Annotated in this window: 23 protein-coding genes; 15 read left to right on the forward strand and 8 right to left on the reverse strand. The window is 46.7% G+C overall.

Features of this window, described 5'->3' with window-relative positions:
* Positions 1-210 precede the first annotated feature (210 nt).
* Positions 211-1,002 carry a DUF1338 domain-containing protein gene (locus tag ACF8EG_RS25300; protein ID WP_017449501.1) on the forward strand — a complete coding sequence of 264 codons (792 nt, stop codon included), beginning with the start codon at positions 211-213 and terminating at the stop codon, positions 1,000-1,002.
* A gap of 171 nt (positions 1,003-1,173) precedes the next feature.
* Here ACF8EG_RS25300 and crp read toward each other — a convergent pair whose 3' ends face one another.
* The 6 genes from crp to ACF8EG_RS25330 all read right to left on the reverse strand — a co-directional run bounded on the left by crp (position 1,174) and on the right by ACF8EG_RS25330 (position 6,786).
* Positions 1,174-1,806 carry a cAMP-activated global transcriptional regulator CRP gene (gene crp / locus ACF8EG_RS25305; protein ID WP_005381432.1) on the reverse strand — a complete coding sequence of 211 codons (633 nt, stop codon included), beginning with the start codon at positions 1,804-1,806 and terminating at the stop codon, positions 1,174-1,176.
* 240 nt (positions 1,807-2,046) lie between these two features.
* Entirely contained in the window at positions 2,047-2,916 is an 870-nt protein-coding gene (locus ACF8EG_RS25310) for a phosphoribulokinase (RefSeq protein ID WP_005458134.1), read from the reverse strand.
* Between the two features lie 125 nt (positions 2,917-3,041).
* Positions 3,042-3,254 carry a YheU family protein gene (locus ACF8EG_RS25315; protein WP_005458136.1) on the reverse strand — a complete coding sequence of 71 codons (213 nt, stop codon included), beginning with the start codon at positions 3,252-3,254 and terminating at the stop codon, positions 3,042-3,044.
* 33 nt (positions 3,255-3,287) lie between these two features.
* Positions 3,288-4,295 (reverse strand): hydrolase, encoded by a 1,008-nt coding sequence (locus ACF8EG_RS25320; RefSeq protein ID WP_005496534.1) that lies wholly within the window; start codon positions 4,293-4,295, stop codon positions 3,288-3,290.
* Positions 4,296-4,381: 86 nt separating this feature from the next.
* Positions 4,382-4,870 (reverse strand): TIGR02444 family protein, encoded by a 489-nt coding sequence (locus tag ACF8EG_RS25325; RefSeq protein ID WP_069504612.1) that lies wholly within the window; start codon positions 4,868-4,870, stop codon positions 4,382-4,384.
* On the reverse strand, positions 4,867-6,786 hold the full coding sequence (locus ACF8EG_RS25330) for an ABC transporter ATP-binding protein (RefSeq protein WP_021449774.1): 1,920 nt from the start codon (positions 6,784-6,786) through the stop codon (positions 4,867-4,869). The genes ACF8EG_RS25325 and ACF8EG_RS25330 overlap by 4 nt, the downstream gene beginning before the upstream one ends.
* Before the next feature lie 167 nt (positions 6,787-6,953).
* Here ACF8EG_RS25330 and kefG point away from each other — a divergent pair, with 167 nt between their 5' ends.
* From kefG to ACF8EG_RS25355, 5 genes are all read left to right on the forward strand, one after another.
* On the forward strand, positions 6,954-7,547 hold the full coding sequence (gene kefG / locus ACF8EG_RS25335) for a glutathione-regulated potassium-efflux system ancillary protein KefG (RefSeq protein ID WP_005496536.1): 594 nt from the start codon (positions 6,954-6,956) through the stop codon (positions 7,545-7,547).
* A complete protein-coding gene (kefB, locus tag ACF8EG_RS25340) occupies positions 7,531-9,327 on the forward strand; it encodes a glutathione-regulated potassium-efflux system protein KefB (protein ID WP_005464769.1) in 1,797 nt (598 codons plus the stop codon). The genes kefG and kefB overlap by 17 nt, the downstream gene beginning before the upstream one ends.
* Positions 9,328-9,360: 33 nt before the next feature.
* Entirely contained in the window at positions 9,361-9,561 is a 201-nt protein-coding gene (locus ACF8EG_RS25345; RefSeq protein WP_005464767.1) for a YheV family putative zinc ribbon protein, read from the forward strand.
* An 88-nt stretch (positions 9,562-9,649) separates the two neighbouring features.
* Positions 9,650-10,231, forward strand: coding sequence for a peptidylprolyl isomerase (gene slyD, locus ACF8EG_RS25350; protein WP_069504611.1), 582 nt, complete (start codon positions 9,650-9,652; stop codon positions 10,229-10,231).
* Between the two features lie 131 nt (positions 10,232-10,362).
* Positions 10,363-11,304 carry an isoaspartyl peptidase/L-asparaginase family protein gene (locus ACF8EG_RS25355; RefSeq protein WP_029786622.1) on the forward strand — a complete coding sequence of 314 codons (942 nt, stop codon included), beginning with the start codon at positions 10,363-10,365 and terminating at the stop codon, positions 11,302-11,304.
* An 87-nt stretch (positions 11,305-11,391) separates the two neighbouring features.
* Here ACF8EG_RS25355 and ACF8EG_RS25360 read toward each other — a convergent pair whose 3' ends face one another.
* A complete protein-coding gene (locus ACF8EG_RS25360; RefSeq protein ID WP_005458294.1) occupies positions 11,392-11,619 on the reverse strand; it encodes a SlyX family protein in 228 nt (75 codons plus the stop codon).
* Positions 11,616-12,602 carry a WD40 repeat domain-containing protein gene (locus ACF8EG_RS25365; protein ID WP_021453043.1) on the reverse strand — a complete coding sequence of 329 codons (987 nt, stop codon included), beginning with the start codon at positions 12,600-12,602 and terminating at the stop codon, positions 11,616-11,618. The genes ACF8EG_RS25360 and ACF8EG_RS25365 overlap by 4 nt, the downstream gene beginning before the upstream one ends.
* A gap of 128 nt (positions 12,603-12,730) precedes the next feature.
* Here ACF8EG_RS25365 and fkpA point away from each other — a divergent pair, with 128 nt between their 5' ends.
* The 9 genes from fkpA to ACF8EG_RS25410 all read left to right on the forward strand — a co-directional run.
* Positions 12,731-13,513, forward strand: a complete 783-nt coding sequence (gene fkpA, locus ACF8EG_RS25370) for an FKBP-type peptidyl-prolyl cis-trans isomerase (RefSeq protein ID WP_005458290.1) — start codon at positions 12,731-12,733, stop codon at positions 13,511-13,513.
* Between the two features lie 143 nt (positions 13,514-13,656).
* On the forward strand, positions 13,657-14,373 hold the full coding sequence (locus ACF8EG_RS25375) for a transcriptional regulator (RefSeq protein WP_005438378.1): 717 nt from the start codon (positions 13,657-13,659) through the stop codon (positions 14,371-14,373).
* Between the two features lie 2 nt (positions 14,374-14,375).
* Complete coding sequence (gene tusD, locus ACF8EG_RS25380; protein ID WP_005458288.1) at positions 14,376-14,771, forward strand: sulfurtransferase complex subunit TusD; 396 nt, start codon at positions 14,376-14,378, stop codon at positions 14,769-14,771.
* Positions 14,768-15,124: a sulfurtransferase complex subunit TusC gene (tusC, locus tag ACF8EG_RS25385; protein ID WP_020839770.1), complete on the forward strand. Its 357-nt coding sequence runs from the start codon at positions 14,768-14,770 to the stop codon at positions 15,122-15,124. The genes tusD and tusC overlap by 4 nt, the downstream gene beginning before the upstream one ends.
* Positions 15,125-15,131: 7 nt before the next feature.
* On the forward strand, positions 15,132-15,407 hold the full coding sequence (gene tusB, locus ACF8EG_RS25390) for a sulfurtransferase complex subunit TusB (protein ID WP_069504610.1): 276 nt from the start codon (positions 15,132-15,134) through the stop codon (positions 15,405-15,407).
* Positions 15,408-15,585: 178 nt separating this feature from the next.
* Positions 15,586-15,960 carry a 30S ribosomal protein S12 gene (gene rpsL / locus ACF8EG_RS25395; RefSeq protein WP_004399892.1) on the forward strand — a complete coding sequence of 125 codons (375 nt, stop codon included), beginning with the start codon at positions 15,586-15,588 and terminating at the stop codon, positions 15,958-15,960.
* Positions 15,961-16,061: 101 nt separating this feature from the next.
* A complete protein-coding gene (gene rpsG / locus ACF8EG_RS25400; RefSeq protein WP_005488949.1) occupies positions 16,062-16,532 on the forward strand; it encodes a 30S ribosomal protein S7 in 471 nt (156 codons plus the stop codon).
* A 138-nt stretch (positions 16,533-16,670) separates the two neighbouring features.
* On the forward strand, positions 16,671-18,770 hold the full coding sequence (fusA, locus tag ACF8EG_RS25405; RefSeq protein ID WP_005496543.1) for an elongation factor G: 2,100 nt from the start codon (positions 16,671-16,673) through the stop codon (positions 18,768-18,770).
* A gap of 153 nt (positions 18,771-18,923) precedes the next feature.
* Positions 18,924-19,186, forward strand: a 263-nt coding sequence (locus tag ACF8EG_RS25410) for a GTP-binding protein (RefSeq protein ID WP_245398261.1), incomplete at its 3' end; no start/stop codon positions are given.

Genomic DNA, 19,186 nt, shown 5'->3' on the forward strand with positions numbered 1-19,186 from the left:
GGCCCAATGTGCTGACGCATCATTTAGGTTTGGGTAGTACGCGTTGGCATTACACGGCAAGTGAGCACAGACTCAAAAAGCGTGTTTGACTGACTGACATTTACCGTCACAGGTTGATGGTTGCTCGTTCATTATTCTGGACAGCTTTTGGGCTGTGAACGAGCGACCACACTCTTATCTTAATCCTACATCTCGTAACAAGGAGTCGTTATGACGCCCGATGTGTTATTTGAATCGCTATGGCAAGACTACATCCAACGTCTTTGTCCTTCTGCTGCTAAGGTGCATCAGCTTCTACAAGAAGATGAGGCTCTGATTAATGATCATATTGCTTTACGCACTTTCAATGTTGAACCGCTAGGTATCGAGACATTGGCGAAACCGTTTTTAGCTGCTGGCTATAAAGCGTGTGGGGACTACGTATTTGAGAGCAAAAAACTGGTCGCAAAACACTATGAGCACCCAGATCCGAAGCAGCCTAAAGTCTTCATCAGTGAGCTGAAAGTCGAAGAGTGTTCGCCAGAGCTGCAAGATATTGTGGCGAAACTGGTTGCGCAAGTGGATGCTGAAAAACTGTCGGGCAGTGCATTTCTGCATGGCGGTCGCTTATGGGAACTAAGCTTTGCTGATTACCAAACGTTGGCTAAAGAGAGCGAGTATGCGTCTTGGCTGGCCGCGCACGGTTATGGTGCTAATCACTTTACGGTAAGTGTGAATCAGTTGAATCAACACGATGAAGTCAAACAGGTTAACGACCATCTTCGTCAAGCAGGGTTTGTGATCAATGAGTCGGGCGGTGAGGTGAAAGGCTCGCCGGAAGTGCTGCTTGAGCAATCGTCGACGATGGCAGACAAAGTGCCAGTGACCTTCGAAGAAGGTTCGGAAATTATTCCAGGTGGCTTTTACGAGTTTGCTAAACGTTACCCAATGGAGAATGGCGAGTTGTATCCAGGATTTGTTGCAGCATCAGCAGACAAAATTTTTGAAAGCACTAATGGTTAAACGTACCAATGGCTAAACGCCATGGAATACCTTGGGCTAACCTGCTAGTTCGTTAGCCTCTGCGACCTAGGGTTTGACTGAGTTGCAAGGTAAATAACAAAGTAAATAAAAAGCCACCAATGTCGCCATTGGTGGCTTTTATAATTTTGTTCGTGTCACTCTAAATTGAGATTAACGAGTACCGTAAACAACGATAGTTTTACCGTGCGCAGAGATTAGGTTCTGCTCTTCTAGCATCTTCAAGATACGACCTACTGTCTCACGAGAACAGCCAACGATTTGACCGATTTCTTGACGAGTGATCTTGATTTGCATGCCGTCTGGGTGAGTCATCGCATCTGGTTGTTTAGCAAGGTTCAGAAGCGTCTGAGCGATACGACCAGTTACGTCTAGGAACGCTAGGTCACCCACTTTTTGGCTAGTTACTTGAAGACGACGAGCCATCTGCGCAGAAAGACGCATTAGGATGTCTGGGTTTACTTGGATAAGCTGACGGAACTTCTTGAAAGAAATTTCAGCAACTTCACAAGGAGATTTAGCGCGAACCCAAGCTGTACGCTCTTGGTCTTCTTCGAATAGACCAAGTTCACCAATAAAGTCACCTTGGTTTAGGTAAGAAAGAATCATTTCCTTACCTTCTTCGTCCTTGATAAGAACCGCAACAGAGCCTTTAACGATGTAGTACAACGTTTCAGCTTTTTCACCTGCGTGAATTAGCGTGCTCTTTGATGGGTACTTATGAATATGACAGTGTGAAAGAAACCACTCTAATGTTGGGTCGGTTTGAGGTTTACCTAGAACCATAATATCTCACTTCCTCTGCAGGGTACGCTTGCGCTATCCATATTTTAGCTAAGCCTGAATTAGGCTTACTAGAATAAGAGCACTTTTTATATGCTGCAAGCTCTCTTGTGTTTCGGTAAGAAATAGTATCCTTTTTCGAAAACGATTTCTTGATTTTAATCGTGCCATGATTGAGATTTTGTAAGCAAAACTGTGCACATGATCACGGTATGAAAAGTAAACATCTAGCCCGCTACGTTTTTAGCCAATTTTTCCTGTTTCAATCAGCTGTTGTAGGATAGGCCTAACTATGAGCTCCATTGCAAAGCTCATTTTGCCGCCTGGCACAACAATGGTGTTGTGGCGCGACATAAATGAGCCATCAATCATGGCCAGCAGATATGGGAAGTCGACATTCTTAATGCCACGCAGACGAATCACCACAAAACTTTCATCTAAACTCGGAATGCCTTTGGCGTTAAGCGGGTTGGAGGTATCGACGGTTGGGACGCGTTGAAAGTTGATGTGAGTACGAGAAAACTGCGGCGTGATGTAATTGAGGTAATCGTCCATTGATCGCACGATTGAGTCCATCACCGCTTCACGCGAATGGCCGCGATCGCGAGTGTCGCGCACGAATTTTTGGATCCACTCTAAGTTCACAATTGGCACCATGCCAATCAAGAAATCCACATGCTGAGCAACATTAACATCGCCATCAACCACGCCACCATGCAGCCCTTCATAAAACAGCACGTCGCTGTTTTCAGGTAAGTCTTGCCACGGTGTAAACGTGCCTGGCATTTGATTGTAGGGAACTGCTTCGTCAAACGTATGCAGATAACGGCGCACGCTGCCAGTGCCGTCATGACCGAACTTACGGAAAAACTCTTCTAATCCCGGGAAGTCATTCGCTTGCGGACCAAAGTAACTGATGTGTCGGCCTTGCTCGCGGGCTTTGCGAATTTCGATGTCCATTTCAGGGCGAGTAAAGCGATGGAAGCTGTCTCCTTCCACCCATGCCGGCCTGATGTTCATCATATTGAACATCTTGCGGAATGCTTCAGACGTCGTGGTTGTGCCGGCACCGGATGAACCAGTAACCGCAATGATTGGGTGTTTAGCTGACATGACAAACCTTGTCGAAAATAACGTACCTGTAAAGTGCAGCAGCGAACCGCTGCACGGTCGATAACCCACTATAGCATGTAACAACGACTTGTCATCGAGTGGGATACGGTAAAAATGTGAACGTGCTAAAACTTTGCTTTGAGTTGAATATCAACCGTTTCATGCAGTTCTGAGAACACGATGACGGCTTCACCTTTTTCTAATTGCGTCTTCACTTGATCGATTTTGTTTTGCAGTGAAATTTCAACCGCGCCATAGTCGGTGCCTTCGCGTAGTACGAACTCACGAATTAGATTTTCCAGTGTTTCTGGCGCGATGTCTTGCCAAGGAATGATCATAAATACCTCAAACTTTTATGATGAAAGGCTAGTTTACTGTGTTCGCGGTTTGGATACAGCTGAAAGGTACTCTGCCGCGACACTTTCGTAGTACGCTGGCAGGGCTTCCTCTAACCAGAACTTTGGTTTTAATGCCGTACCAGTCAGAAAGCCAACGTGTCCGCCGTGCTCAAACAGACGGTAATCAATGTTATCTGGCAGAACAAATTTGGGGATCACCTCTTCGGTCATGAACGGGTCGTCTTTGGCGTGGATGATCAAAGTTGGCAAGGTGATCTGCTGTAGCTTGCTCAATCCTGAGCATTGATCGTAATAATCTTGTGCATCCTTAAAACCATGCAGAGGTGCAGTGATCAAGTCATCAAATTCGTACAGACGAGTAACGCGCTTGATGGAGTTGTACGACAGCGCCAATTCGCCATGCAGTAAATGATGTTTTTGTAGAGCATTCCTTTTGAGCGAAGAGAGTAGGTAACGGCGATACACTTTGGAAAAGCCCTGCTCAATTCGATTGGCACAAGCCGCCAAATCCAGTGGTGCAGAGACGATGGTGGCCGCTTTTAAAATCGGGTCATCTTTGTATTGGGCTAAGTAGTTCGCCAGCATATTGCCACCAAGGGAGATGCCGACGGCGACTTTTGGATTGTTTGGAAAGCGCAGATGAAGGTGTTCCAAAAAGAAGCGAGCGTCCGTTACTTCTCCTGAATGGTATGCGCGAGCTTTTTTGTTCGGTTTGCCGCTACAGCCACGAAAATGCATCATCACCGATAACCAACCAGATTTCGCAAACGCATTCATCAGGCCGTTTGCATACGGGCTGTAGAAGCATCCTTCCAAGCCATGAAACAAAACGAAGATGGGTTTGTTCTGCGCGGGTTCTTTGGTGGGGTCTTCACTCCAAGCGAGATCGAGGAAGTCGCCATCGTCGGTATCCAGCGTCTGCCAAATAGGCGTAAACAGCGCTTTTTTACGAATAAAGCGCGGTAAAAGGGTCTGAAGGTGCGGGTTCTTGATCCCGGCGGCTGCGAAAAATTGTGTCATACCTAACTGCTCTTATATGGTCCTTCATGTCAGTTGAAGAACTTATTAATATAATCCTTTATAAAGATTATAGGTATTCTACAGCGTTATGAGTGTTTTGGTGGGTGAATGTTTGGCACAGGGATAGCAAAGGCTTGTTGCAAATGCTCTCCACCAAGCTGACGACAGTATCTGAGCGTGAGTGGATCGCCATCGTTTTTAATCAGTGTAAGTGAGTTAATACAGTCGACCAAATCGGCTTGTTGTTGCTTTTCGAGTTGCAGTTCAAACTGCAGGCTTTCTCGATACAACGCATCGTTCACTTGGGATTTTAGATGACGTCGCAGGTCGCGAAAAGAGTGCAGCAGCGTTTCACTACGGCCAAGACAGCTTTGGACTAAGTGCCAGTCTTTCTCTTGTAAGATAAGCTGCTGCTCGTCGAGCCAACGGAGCAGCAGTAATAGATTCACGTTACCGTGGTAATTGTTTTGCAATGATAAACACGCTTCTTTTACTTCTCGCACGCCATAAAACTGCAGGCTGAACTGCCAAAGGTGTTCTAGGGTAAGAGTGTATTCCGCGTGTTTGTTTGTCATTGGTTAAACTCTAGCTCCATCTGCTCCAGTTCTTCCTGAGCAGACATCCATTCCATTTCCACTTCTTCAAGTTCTGATTTGCTCGAAGCTTGAAGGGCCAGCACTTCATTTAGTTTAGCTTTATTTTCGGCTTCATACAGTGAGTTATCCGCCAATTGTTCTTCAGCCTCTGCCAGTGCTACACCTAACTTATCCATTTTATTTTCTAATTGTGTCAGGGTTTTGCGAATTGGCGCCGTCAGTTTACGAAATTCCGCTTCGCGACGTTTTTGCTCTTTCTTCGCAGCGGCACTGTTTGCGGTATCTTTAACTGGTTGCGACGCTTGTGCTTCTTTTCGCTCGGCTTTTTGTTGTTCGGTCAACCATTTGTAGTAGTCGTTTAGGTCACCATCGAATGGCGCAACTTGGCGATCATGCACTAAGTACAAATCATCGGTGGTTGCGCGCAGTAAGTAGCGGTCGTGTGAAACAATCACCATCGCACCTTCGAACGTTTGCAGAGCCATGGTTAACGCTTGGCGCATGTCTAAGTCTAGGTGGTTGGTTGGTTCGTCGAGTAGCAATAAGTTTGGTTTTTGCCACACGATCAACGCCAGCACCAAGCGTGCCTTTTCACCACCAGAGAACGGTGCGACTTTTTCTAGCGCCTTGTCGCCTTGGAAACCAAAACTACCTAGGTAATCGCGCAGTTGCTGCTCTGTTTGATCCGGTGCAATCTGCATCATGTGCTGCAGTGGTGTTTCTTCTGGGTGCAACGTTTCCAACTGGTGCTGAGCAAAGTAGCCGATCTTTACGCCTTGCGAATAGGTGAGATCGCCACCTTGCGCTTTAAGTTCACCTGAAAGCAGTTTGATTAAGGTCGATTTACCTGCGCCGTTGCGGCCAAGCAAACCAATACGGCTGCCCGGTACTAAGTTCAGACGAATCTTTTCTAAAATTAGGTTGTCGCCGTAACCTGCCGATACGTCGTCCATCATCATGATTGGATTTGGCAGCGCAGCTGGTTGACGGAATTCAAAGCTGAATGGGTTATCGAACTGCGCGGGCAAGACTTTTTCCATGCGTTCTAGCGCTTTGATTCGGCTTTGCGCTTGGCGCGCTTTCGACGCTTTGTAGCGGAAGCGGTCGATGTAGCTTTGCATGTGCGACATTTGCTTTTGTTGTTTCTCGAACATCGCTTGTTGCAGCATCATTTTTTGCGCACGTTGATTTTCGAATGACGAGTAGTTGCCCGTGTATTCGTTCAGCTGTTGGTTTTCTATGTGGATGATGCGACCAACGATCGGATCTAGGAAATCTCGGTCGTGCGAGATCAAGATCAGTGTGCCAGGGTAGTTTTGCAGCCAGCGCTCTAACCACATTACGGCGTCCAAATCCAAGTGGTTGGTTGGTTCGTCAAGCAGTAGTAGATCGGAACGACACAATAGTGCTTGAGCCAAGTTAAGGCGCATACGCCAACCACCAGAGAACTGAGTTAAGTTCCAGCTCATCTGTTCTTGGCTAAAGCCAAGGCCGTCAAGCAATTCTGCCGCACGGGCACGGATGCTATAACCGCCAATGGTTTCGATCTTGCCGTGAATTTCTGCCACCAGCGTACCGTTGTCTTTTTCTTCGGCAACCGCTAGCTGTTGCTCAAGACCGCGGTATTCGCGATCACCATCAATGACGTATTCCAGTGCGCTGCGTTCTAAAGCAGGTGTTTCCTGCGCTACCCACGCCAATTCCCAATGCTGAGGTTGGCTGAACGAGCCCGCGTCAATCGACAGTTCATCTTTCAGTAGAGCAAATAAGGTCGATTTACCACAGCCGTTTTTGCCAACCAGACCCACTTTGTCACCTGGGTGAATGGTTGCCGATGCTTGGTCTAAAAGAGGTTTACCGCCACGCAGTAACTGAATATCAGAGAAGGTAATCATAGGGTTTTTGTTCACTTTGCGCAGCGCGCGTTTCTTGGTCGTTGATCTCGCGATGAATAGTAGGGCTATTGACGGGAAAAGTCGATCACTGAGCTTTAATTGCATTATGCTATACAAAAAAGTATAACAATTTGATAACGGATAAAAATCACCACAAGGACGACCATTTGGCTGTAGCAGCGTCTATTCTCCCAAGAGTTCTGGTCATTTATGCTCACCCAGAGCCGCACAACTCCATTGCTAATCAAGTGATGATAAAGCGAGTGCAATCACTTGAGCACGTGACGGTGCACGATCTTTATGGCGCTTATCCTGATTTCTTTATCGATGTGAATCACGAACATGATCTACTGATGAATCATGATGTGATTGTCTTTCATCATCCTCTTTATATGTATTCATGTCCGGCGTTGTTGAAAGAGTGGTTAGACCGAGTACTCGGCAAGGGCTTTGCGTTTGGCGACGGTTCTGCACTAGAAGGCAAATATTGGCGCAGTGTGATCACCACGGGTGGTAAAGAAGAAGCCTTCAGTGCTAGGGGGTATAACAAGTATCCGTTAGAGCAGATTCTGCAACCGTTCGAGTTGACGGCAGCGTTGTGTCAGATGCATTGGATGGAGCCGCTGGTGCTGTATTGGTCGCGCAATGTTTCTGATATTGAACGCTATGAACACGCGGAGCAGTATCGTCGATGGCTGAGTAATCCTCTTGATGAGTGGGAAGCGTTGCACCAAGGAGGTCTGCATGGCGATAACCAGTGAGTTTCTACAAAGCAGTGTCGTGTTTCTGTCGGCGGCGGTGATTGCTGTTCCTTTGGCGCAGCGATTTGGCTTAGGTTCAGTGCTTGGCTATTTGTTGGCAGGAGTATTGATTGGCCCTTGGGGATTACGCCTGATTAGCGATGTCGATGCGATTCTGCATTTTGCCGAGCTCGGGGTGGTGTTGCTGCTGTTCTTAATTGGCTTGGAATTGAACCCGAAAAAATTATGGCAAATGCGAGGGCCGATTTTAGGTCTTGGCGGCGCGCAAGTTGTGGTGACGACGGCGGTTATTGGTAGCATTGTCAGTTTGTTTGGCTTGAGTATGCAGGTGAGTTTGGTCATCGGCATGGGGCTCGCCCTTTCCTCTACGGCTATTGCACTCAAAGTGATTGAAGAGCAAGGCCTCAATGGCACCGAAACGGGCCAGTCTGGTTTTGCTGTGCTGCTTTTTCAAGATATCGCCGTCATACCGATGTTGGCTATGTTACCGCTTTTGGCTGGTGAACAGAATGTAGGTAGTTGGTTCGATGCTTTTACCGTTTTAGGCAGTGTCGTAGCCTTGTTGATTGGTGGTCACTTTTTATTGCGCCCTCTGTTTCGTTTTGTCGTGATGAGTGGGGTTCGCGAGCTATTTACCGTGGCTTCACTCTTGGTGGTGCTAGGCATTTCGGTGGTGATGCAAAAACTGGGCTTGTCCATGGCGCTAGGAACTTTCTTAGCTGGAGTGTTGCTGGCCGAAAGTGAATATCGCCATGAGCTAGAAATCGCTATCGAGCCGTTTAAGGGTTTGCTGCTTGGTCTGTTTTTTATTGCGGTTGGCATGGCGGTAAACTTGGGCTTACTGGCGTTGCATCCTCTTGAAATTCTTGGTGCGGTGGTGGCTTTGGTTGTGGTGAAAGGTTTGGTGTTGTACGCCCTAGCCAGAGCGGGTCGTGTGCGAGAAAAAGCACGTAGCCGTATGGCCGCCATCTTAAGCCAAGGCGGTGAGTTTGCTTTTGTGATTTTCACCGCGGCAAGCCAAGAAGGCATTTTATCCAAAGAACAAGTGGCGTTTTTGTTGGTTGTGGTGAGCCTATCGATGGTGACCACGCCACTCTTGTTGATGGGACAAAAGAAGTGGTTCGCTCATACGCTTAATCAGGAAGAAGAGAGCGTCACCAGCCACGTGGTTGATCGTCGTCCTCGTGTCATCATTGCGGGTTTTGGTCGTTTTGGGCAAATCGTTGGGCGCTTAATGTACGCCAATAAAATCAAAGTTACGGTATTGGAAAGTGACGCCAGCCAAATTCACTTACTGCGTAAGTACGGTTACAAAGTTTTTTATGGCGATGCCACGCAAATCGATTTGTTGCGCGCCGCTGGCGCAGACAAAGCGGAAGCGTTAGTGATTTGTACAGACTCGCCGGATGAAGTGATGGCGATTGTCGATATCTGCCGTACGCATTTTCCGAATCTCAAATTGCTCGCTCGTGCTCGAAGCCGAGTGGAAGCCTATCAGTTGATGAGCCATGGTGTGCAAAACTATTCGCGTGAGACTTTTTTAGGCGCACTGGATCTTGGTCGTCAAACTCTGGTTGAGTTAGGCATGCACCCATATCAAGCAAAGCGGGCAGAAGCACATTTTCGTAAGCTCGATAATGCTATGCTTAAAGACTTGCTGCCTCAGCATAATGAAGATAAGAAGCTCGCCCAAAGAGCCAAAGAAGCTCGTAAAGAGCTAGAAGAAATTTTTGGTCGTGAGATGGAAAGCGATCACCAGTCGCCTAATCATTGGAAGTAGTACCCGCAGACCTAAGCGGGAAAAGGAACAAAAGTGAAAGCCAAGAAACGTTTTATTGCGGGGGCAACTTGCCCACAGTGCAGCCAGCAAGATACCCTACGCTGGTGGATAGAAAACAATATTGAGTTAGTCGAGTGCGTTGAGTGTGACTACACCGAGCAGCGTAAACCGCAATCTGTAGAGAAAAATAAACACTCCGCGCAGGAAATGATTGGGATTTTTAAGCCTGAGTAATTGAACTTCGATAATTGATCCCCATAATACTACCATCGCAGTACTTAACCCCATTCTGGTTAAGTCAATTAATCTCTCTGGAGTTAGTATGAAAATTGAAAAGAACGTTGTTGCAAGCCTTGCATACAAAGTAATGATGGAAGACGGTGTAGTAGTTGACCAATCAACTGCAGACGCGCCTCTAGATTACCTTCACGGTCACAACAACCTAATCACAGGTCTTGAAAAAGAGCTTGAAGGTAAAGGGGCTGGCGACAAGTTCTCAGTAACTGTAGCTCCTGAAGATGCATACGGTGAGCACAACGACGCTCTAGTTCAGCGCGTTCCTGCTGACGTATTCCAAGGTGTTGCACAAATCGAAGTTGGCATGCGTTTCCTAGCAGACACTGACCAAGGTCCAATCCCTGTAGAAGTGACTGAAGTAGACGGCGACGAAGTGGTTGTTGATGGTAACCACATGCTAGCAGGTCAAACGCTAACATTCGAAGTTGAAGTAATGGCAACTCGTGAAGCAACAGCAGAAGAGATCGAACACGGTCACATTCACCAAGCTGGTGGTTGTTGTGGTGGTCATGACCACGATCACGATCATGAAGGCGGCTGCTGTGGCGGCGAAGAGAAAGGCGACGACCACGAATGTTGTGGCGGCGGCGGTTGCGGTTCTCACTAATCGCATGCTCTTCACTAGATAAACGCATCTAGTAAAGCTTTAAAAAAGCGCAAGTTGAGGTTTCAACTTGCGCTTTTTGTTTATCTGCGGTGTAGTGCAAATCATACAAGGAATAACAGTTGGACAAAGCGATGACGAAACCGTTCTCAATTGCCATTCACGGCGGAGCAGGCACCATTTTGCGTGAACAAATGAGTGATGAACTTCAGCAATCCATCTTGGCAGACTTAGAAGCTGCGGTAAAAGCAGGACACCAAATACTCGAACAAGGCGGAGAAGCGCTTGATGCGGTGGTCGCTGCGGTAAAAGTACTGGAAGACTCTCCCAACTTTAATGCGGGTAAAGGCTCGGTTCTTACTCACAACGAAATGGTAGAAATGGATGCCTCTGTGATGGATGGTCGCAACCTTGCCGCAGGTGCTGTCGCGGGCGTTAGACACATTAAAAACCCGATCGAGCTGGCTCGGGATGTAATGCTTCGCAGCAACCATGTGTTGTTGGTTGGTGAAGGCGCTGAGAAGTTTGCTTTTGAACAAGGCCATCAATACACCGAACAAGATTACTTCTTCACAGATCGCCGTTATGAACAGCTGCTCTCAATGCGTGAGAAAGGTTTGTTTGCGTTATCTGAGTCTCGTTACCCGGATGATCGTAAACACGGCACCGTAGGCGCAGTGGCGTTAGACCAGCAAGGCAACTTAGCTGCGGCGACCAGTACGGGTGGGGTAACCAATAAGCAATATGGTCGTGTTGGAGATTCTGCACTGATAGGCTGTGGCACGGTGGCTGAGAATGGCGTGGTGGCAGTTTCAACTACGGGTGTTGGTGAGTTCTTTATTCGTAAACGTGTTGCGGAAGATGTAGCAGCACGTATGCGTTATTTGCAAGAGGACGTACATACCGCGTGTGAAGCCATTATTCAGGGAGATCTCAAAACCATGGGCGGAGAAGGTGGCCTGATTGCCATTGATGCGAATGGGGAGTTGCATTTCGCTATGAACAGTACGGGGATGTATCGTGCGGGTATCAATACTCGTGGTGAGTTGTGTGTGAAAATCTACGCTAAAGACTAACCGTTCGATCATTTCACGATGAGCCACCGTGCAATTACAACAAAGCCCAGCATAAGTCTGGGCTTTGTTTTGTCTTTCGCGTATTGATCAGTAATGCGGTGGCGGTGGCTCGTTGGCTGGATCTTCCATATTCGAAGAATCCATATTTTTCACTTTGCCTACTACGTACTTCATTTGATCTTGCATCTTCGTGATCTGCAATTGTTGTTGTGACAATGCACTGTTCAGATCTTCGATTGTTTGCTCTTGGAACGCCACCTGACACTCTAAGTCGTTGATGCGTGCTTCCAATTGCTCAATGAGTTTTTCTGTCATGACCCGTTCTCTAGTTGCCAAGCTTGGGCGATGCCCGCCGATGTGGCAGTAATTACACGTTGCTTAGAATCAAAGGCAGCATCATACACGACCGCGCGAGGAGGGCGAGTATCTTTTTTCGGCTCGACTTCAAATCCGTCAATGCGCTTTCCGCTCTGCGTATCCCAAATCGAGACGCGGCCTGAAGGTGTTCCCGTCACCAGTTGAGAACCATCATCAGAGAAACGCGCGGTAGAGAAAATCAGCTGGCGCGACCAACTGCTGAGTTGCGAAACCTTTTGACCTGTTTCTAAATTCCAAATGATCGCTTGATTGCCACCGTCTGACGTCATGGCGAGTTTGCCATCTCGTTGCAGTGCTACGCGCACAACACGTTGTTCATGTTCAAAAGTTCGTAATACCTGACCAGATTCAGTATCCCAGAGGTAAGCTTTGTAGTCGTTACCGCCTGTTAATGCGAATCGACCATTGGGAGAGATGGCGACAGAGTTGACTTTTTCTCGGTGAGCGAGGAACTCCAAGCGACGACCGGTGACTAAGTTGACGTAAATGGCTTTACCGTTTGAGAGCCCGAGTAGCACTTGTTCACCGTTGCTGGTGATGTCGATGTCGCGAATTAACGCGTCAGAAATGGACCACAGCCCTTGTGCTTGCGTCCAGCCAAGGTCCCAAACGGCAAAGTTCATTTGACCTGCGGTTACAGCAAAACGGCCGTTGTCTGAAATACGAATATGAGATACCGCGTTGCCATCGGCATCAAGCTCTCCAAGCGTTGCGAGTTTTTTGTTTTGCTCTAGGTCCCACAAAACCAAGTGGTGTTCTTCAGAGTAGAGCAGGGCAAATCGACCATCTCGGCTGAGTCCAAAGCTCGTTGAGCCCTGTGGTTCGAGTGGCCAACGTTGAACTTCATGCTCGGTAAAAAAGCAACCATTTAACGTGGTGATGACAATTAAATATAGGAATAAATGAGAAATTCTTTGCATCACATCTAATAATCCGGTTTGTGTCTTAAGACATATAGCTAGTATATTGGTATAACGATTGTCTTCACCAGTCTCATATAAGATTTGTGCACAATAACCAATGGCGAAGCCATTATTGGGAGAATTTAATGAAATCAGTTTTAAAAGTGTCGCTACTTGCTGCAACAGTAATGCTAGCGGTAGGTTGTCAGAAAGAAGAAACAAAACCAGAAGCAGCACCTCAAGCAGAACAAGTTCAAGCAGAAACAGGTAAAGCGGTTCACTTTAAAACCGACGACGACAAAGCGGCATACGCAATCGGTGTTTCATTTGCTAACTACCTAAGCACTAGCATCGAAAAACCAAGCGAAATCGGTATCAACCTAAACAAAGACCTTGTTCTTAAAGGTATCGAAGATGTCTTTAAAGGCAACGCAGAGCTAAACGAAGAAGAAACACGTGCTGCTCTAGAGTCTCTAGACAAACGTGTTGCTGAGAAGATGCAAGCACAAGCAGCAGAAAAAGCAGCGGCAGCGAAAAAAGCTGGCGATGATTTCCGTGCGGAATTTGAAAAGCAAGAAGGCGTAGTGAAAACAGACACAGGTCTTCTATACCAAGTAATCACACCTGCTGAAGGCGAGAAGCCAAAAGACACTGACACTGTACAAGTACACTACAAAGGTACGTTGATTGACGGTACTCAGTTCGACAGTTCTTACGATCGTGGTGAGCCAGCAACGTTCCCTCTAAACCGTGTTATCCCAGGTTGGACAGAAGGTGTTCAGCTAATGCCAGTGGGTTCTAAATTCAAATTTGTTATCCCGCCAGAGCTTGCATACGGTGACCAAGACACGCCAAGCATTCCAGCAAACTCAACACTTGTATTTGAAGTTGAGCTACTAAAAGTTGAGAATGACAAAGCTGAGCAATAAGAACGAGCTGAGCTAAGTTATTGAAAAAGGTCCGTTTAACGGGCCTTTTTTGTTCTAGGTCACTAGTTGGTGAGTTTGCTAGGTTGCGTTTCAAATTTTCTGATAAACTTACACCAATTTGTTGATTTTTCGCTCGAAGGCTTATGACAACTACAGAAACAATAAATGCGGAGATGTTGCTCGAAATGGAATCGGTTAACGTGATGCCATTTACTGAGCACGACAAAATCATCTTGAGATCTTACGAAGCGGTCGTGGACGGTATCGCGAGCCTGATCGGTCCGTTTTGTGAAATCGTTCTTCACTCTCTGGAAGACTTAAATACCTCTGCAATCAAAATCGCCAATGGCGAAAACACCGGCCGCCAAGTAGGTTCGCCTATTACTGACTTAGCGCTAAAAATGCTGAAAGACATTGAAGGCTCTGAGCGTAATTTCTCACGTTCTTACTTCACACGTGCCAAAGGCGGCGTACTAATGAAGTCAATCACTGTTGCGATCCGCAACGGTGAAAATCGCGTAATTGGTTTGCTGTGTATCAACGTCAACCTTGATGCGCCATTCTCGCAAGTGTTGCAATCTTTCATGCCAACGCAAGAAGCGAAAGAAGCCGCTTCTTCGGTGAACTTCGCGAGTGACGTAGAAGAGCTGGTGGACCAAACCGTTGAACGCACGATTGAAGAAATCAATGCGGATAAATCGGTATCGAACAACACCAAGAATCGTCAGATCGTGATGGAGTTGTACGACAAAGGCATCTTCGACATCAAAGACGCCATCAACCGTGTTGCCGATCGTCTTAACATTTCAAAACACACCGTGTACTTATACATTCGTCAACGTAAAACCGAGGACGAATAAGCGTGGGTGGATTAACTTACACGCTGGTGGTAAATGGCTCTGTTTACGGCAGCCAATCGGCACGCAGCGCATACCAATTCGCACAAGCAGTCATTGAACAAGGGCATACTCTGGTGAGTGTGTTCTTTTATCAAGATGGTGTGACCAACGGTACTGCGTTAAGTGTGCCAGCTAATGATGAGTTTGATTTGACTAAAGCATGGCAAGGTCTCGCTAAAGAACATGATGTGCGTTTGGAAACGTGTGTCGCTGCAGCGCTGCGTCGTGGCATCATTAGTGAGGATGAAGCCACTCAACATGGTTTAACACAAAACAATCTTGCAGAAGGTTTTGTACAAGCGGGTTTGGGCAGTCTAGCCGAAGCGATGTTAACCCAAGACAGAGTGGTACAGTTTTGAGTCAGTTAACTTATCTATTTCGAAGCGCACCGCATGGCAGCGCAGCTGGTCGCGAAGGCGTTGATGCGCTTTTAGCGGCTTCCGCGTATTGCGAAGATATCACCGTGATCTTTATTGGAGATGGCGTGTATCAGCTTCTATTGGGGCAAGAGCCTAGCGATATCCTAAGCAAAGATTACGCGCCGATGCTCAAGTTATTCGACCTATACGACATCGAACAGGTGTTTGTGTGTTCAGAATCATTAGCGCAACGAGGATTGGCTCAAGCCGATCTCGTTATAGATGCTCAAGCACTCAGCCTTGAGCAAGTAAAAGAAAAACTGCAGCAAGCTGGCAAGTTACTGTCATTCTGAGGACGCTATGTTACACATCATCAAAACCGTTTCAGCCTTAGAAGATGCATTCGCATTGTATAGCGAACAAGATGCTGCCTTGCTGATTGAAGATGCCGTCTACGCCGCAAATCCACAGCACAAGGCGTTTAGCCAAATAAAACACGCCGCTGTGTTCGCATTAAAAAGCGATATTCAAGCGCGTGGAATGGCAAATCGTATCAGTCCATCAGTGACTGTCGTAGACTACGCTGGCTTTGTCGAATTGACGGCAAAACACGATAAATCTCTCACCTGGGATTAATACACCTTTCCTGTCGATAAAGCTTTACGGATGAATTGCTTTAATTGAACAAAAAAGATCCGTATATTTCTTGACACACCTCTCACTGCTGCATAGAATTTTGCGTCCCTAACTGCCAATGGTGGCTAGGGATAGATTTTTCACAAAGCTTACTTTCAAGTAAATCAGGAGCTAGTTAATGGCAACTATTAACCAGTTGGTACGTAAGCCACGTGCAAAGCAAGTTGTTAAAAGCAACGTGCCTGCACTAGAAGCGTGCCCACAAAAACGTGGTGTATGTACTCGTGTTTACACTACTACACCTAAAAAACCTAACTCAGCACTTCGTAAAGTTTGTCGTGTACGTCTGACAAACGGCTTCGAAGTTACTTCGTACATCGGCGGTGAAGGTCACAACCTTCAAGAGCACTCAGTTGTTCTAATCCGTGGTGGTCGTGTTAAAGACCTTCCAGGTGTGCGTTACCACACTGTTCGCGGCGCACTAGACTGTGCTGGCGTAAATGACCGTAAACAAGGTCGTTCTAAGTACGGTGTGAAGCGTCCTAAGTCTTAATGGATTCCGTTAAGTAAGGCCAAACACTAAATTATTTTTAATTTTTTGAAAAAACTGAAAAGTTTTGGATAAAACCTGAAGAAGACAACGGAGATAAATCCATGCCACGTCGTCGCGTCATTGGTCAGCGTAAGATCCTTCCAGATCCAAAATTCAAATCTGAATTGCTGGCAAAATTCGTTAACATCCTAATGGTTGACGGTAAAAAATCTACTGCAGAGAAAATCGTTTACACTGCACTAGATTCTATGGCTGAAAAGTCTGGTAAAGACCACTTAGCTATTTTTGAAGAAGCTCTTGAAAACGTTCGCCCAGCGGTAGAGGTTAAATCTCGCCGTGTTGGTGGTTCAACTTACCAAGTTCCTGTAGAAGTACGTCCGGTTCGCCGTAACGCACTTGCTATGCGTTGGTTGGTTGAAGCTGCGCGTAAGCGTGGTGAAAAATCTATGGCTCAACGCCTAGCTGCTGAAATGCTAGACGCGTCTGAGAACAAAGGTACTGCTGTTAAGAAACGTGAAGACGTTCACCGTATGGCAGAAGCGAACAAAGCGTTTGCACATTACCGTTGGTAATACCTTTTCAGTGCTGCAAGGTTCCTTGCAGCACTTCTTTAGTTCCTATGCCTATGCTAGGAACTATTGCTATATCTAGGGGATAGCATTTTTTAGCTATAGCAATAGTCCCTATCTCTAAGTTAAGAGGATTCAATCGTGGCTCGCAAAACTCCTATTGAGCACTACCGCAATATCGGTATCTGTGCTCACGTAGATGCAGGTAAAACAACCACTACTGAACGTATTTTGTTCTACACTGGTCTGTCTCATAAAATCGGTGAAGTTCACGATGGTGCAGCAACCATGGACTGGATGGAGCAGGAGCAGGAACGTGGTATCACTATCACTTCAGCTGCGACGACTACTTTCTGGCGTGGTATGGAAGCACAGTTCCCTGAGCATCGCGTAAACATCATTGATACTCCAGGACACGTTGACTTTACGATCGAAGTAGAGCGTTCTCTTCGTGTACTTGATGGTGCAGTGGTTGTGTTCTGTGGCTCGTCTGGTGTTGAACCTCAGTCTGAAACAGTATGGCGTCAAGCTGACAAATACCACGTTCCTCGCATGGTGTTTGTAAACAAGATGGACCGTGCAGGTGCAGACTTCCTACGCGTTGTGGATCAAATTAAAAACCGTCTTGGTGCGAACCCTGTTCCAATCCAACTAAACGTTGGTGCTGAAGAGGACTTCCGTGGTGTTATCGACCTTATCAAGATGAAGATGATCAACTGGAATGATGCCGACCAAGGCATGTCGTTCACTTACGAAGACATTCCAGCAGACATGATCGAGCTTGCTGAAGAATGGCGCAATCACATGATTGAGTCAGCAGCAGAAGCAAGTGAAGAGCTAATGGACAAGTACCTTGAAGAAGGTGAATTGACCGAAGCTGAGATCAAACAAGCTCTACGTACTCGCACACTAAACAACGAAATCGTACTGGCTACTTGTGGTAGTGCGTTCAAAAACAAAGGTGTTCAAGCGGTACTGGATGCAGTAATCGAATTTTTGCCATCGCCATCTGACGTACCTGCAATTAAAGGTGTTGACGAGAAAGATAACGAAATTGAGCGTCACGCAGACGACAATGAACCGTTCTCAGCACTGGCGTTCAAGATCGCGACAGACCCATTCGTGGGTACGCTTACTTTCATGCGTGTTTATTCTGGTGTTGTTAACTCAGGTGACGCGGTTTACAACTCTGTAAAAGAGAAGAAAGAGCGTTTTGGTCGTATCGTTCAGATGCATGCAAACAAGCGTGAAGAAATCAAAGAAGTTCGCGCTGGTGATATTGCTGCTGCTATCGGTCTGAAAGATGTAACGACAGGTGACACACTGTGTGACCAGAACCACAAAGTGATTCTGGAGCGCATGGAATTCCCTGAACCAGTTATTCAGATCGCTGTAGAACCTCGTTCTAAAGCAGACCAAGAGAAAATGGGTATCGCGCTAGGTAAACTGGCTGCGGAAGATCCATCATTCCGCGTAGAAACGGACGACGAAACAGGTCAGACTCTGATCTCTGGTATGGGTGAACTTCACCTAGATATCATCGTTGATCGTATGAAGCGTGAATTCAGCGTTGATTGTAACGTTGGTAAACCTCAGGTTGCTTACCGTGAAACCATTCGTGGTAAAGCGGAAGTGGAAGGTAAGTTCGTTCGTCAATCTGGCGGTCGCGGTCAATACGGTCACGTATGGGTCAAACTTGAGCCTTCAGAACCTGGTGAAGGTTTCGTATTCGTAGACGAAATCGTGGGCGGTGTGATTCCTAAGGAATACATTAGTTCGGTAGCGAAAGGTATCGAAGAGCAAATGAATAGTGGTGTTCTAGCGGGTTACCCTGTCCTAGATATTAAAGCTACACTATTTGATGGCTCTTACCACGATGTAGACTCAAGCGAGATGGCGTTTAAGATCGCTGGCTCGATGGCATTCAAGAAAGGTGCACTAGAAGCACAACCTGTGATTCTAGAACCAATGATGAATGTCGAAGTAACCACTCCGGAAGATTGGATGGGTGACGTTGTTGGTGACCTAAACCGTCGTCGCGGTATGATCGAAGGTATGGATGAAGGTGTGGCTGGTCTTAAGATCATCCGTGCTCAAGTTCCACTATCTGAGATGTTTGGTTACGCAACTGACCTACGTTCTGCAACTCAAGGCCGTGCGTCTTACTCTATGGAGTTTAACGAGTACGCTGAAGTGCCGAAAAACTTCGCAGATAAAATTATTGCAGAGCGTGGTTACTAATTGACGATTGAACTACAAAAAGTTTACGACTTTTTGCGAGATCAAGCCGTCCAAATATTGCGCTAACGGGCGTTGGCGCATAAAATAACAATTTCTGGCGCGTCGTAGATCAATAATGATCACGGCGAATCATAACTAGGAAGGAACACGATCGTGTCTAAAGAAAAATTTGAACGTACGAAACCGCACGTTAACGTTGGTACAATCGGCCACGTTGACCACGGTAAAACAACTCTAACTGCTGCTATCTGTACTACTCTAGCTAAAGTGTACGGCGGTGAAGCGAAAGACTTCGCATCTATCGATAACGCTCCAGAAGAGCGTGAGCGCGGTATCACAATCGCAACTTCTCACGTAGAGTACGACACTCCAAGCCGTCACTACGCGCACGTTGACTGTCCAGGACACGCTGACTA

Source organism: Vibrio sp. YQ_11, assembly GCF_043103065.1.
Classification (GTDB): domain Bacteria; phylum Pseudomonadota; class Gammaproteobacteria; order Enterobacterales; family Vibrionaceae; genus Vibrio; species Vibrio parahaemolyticus.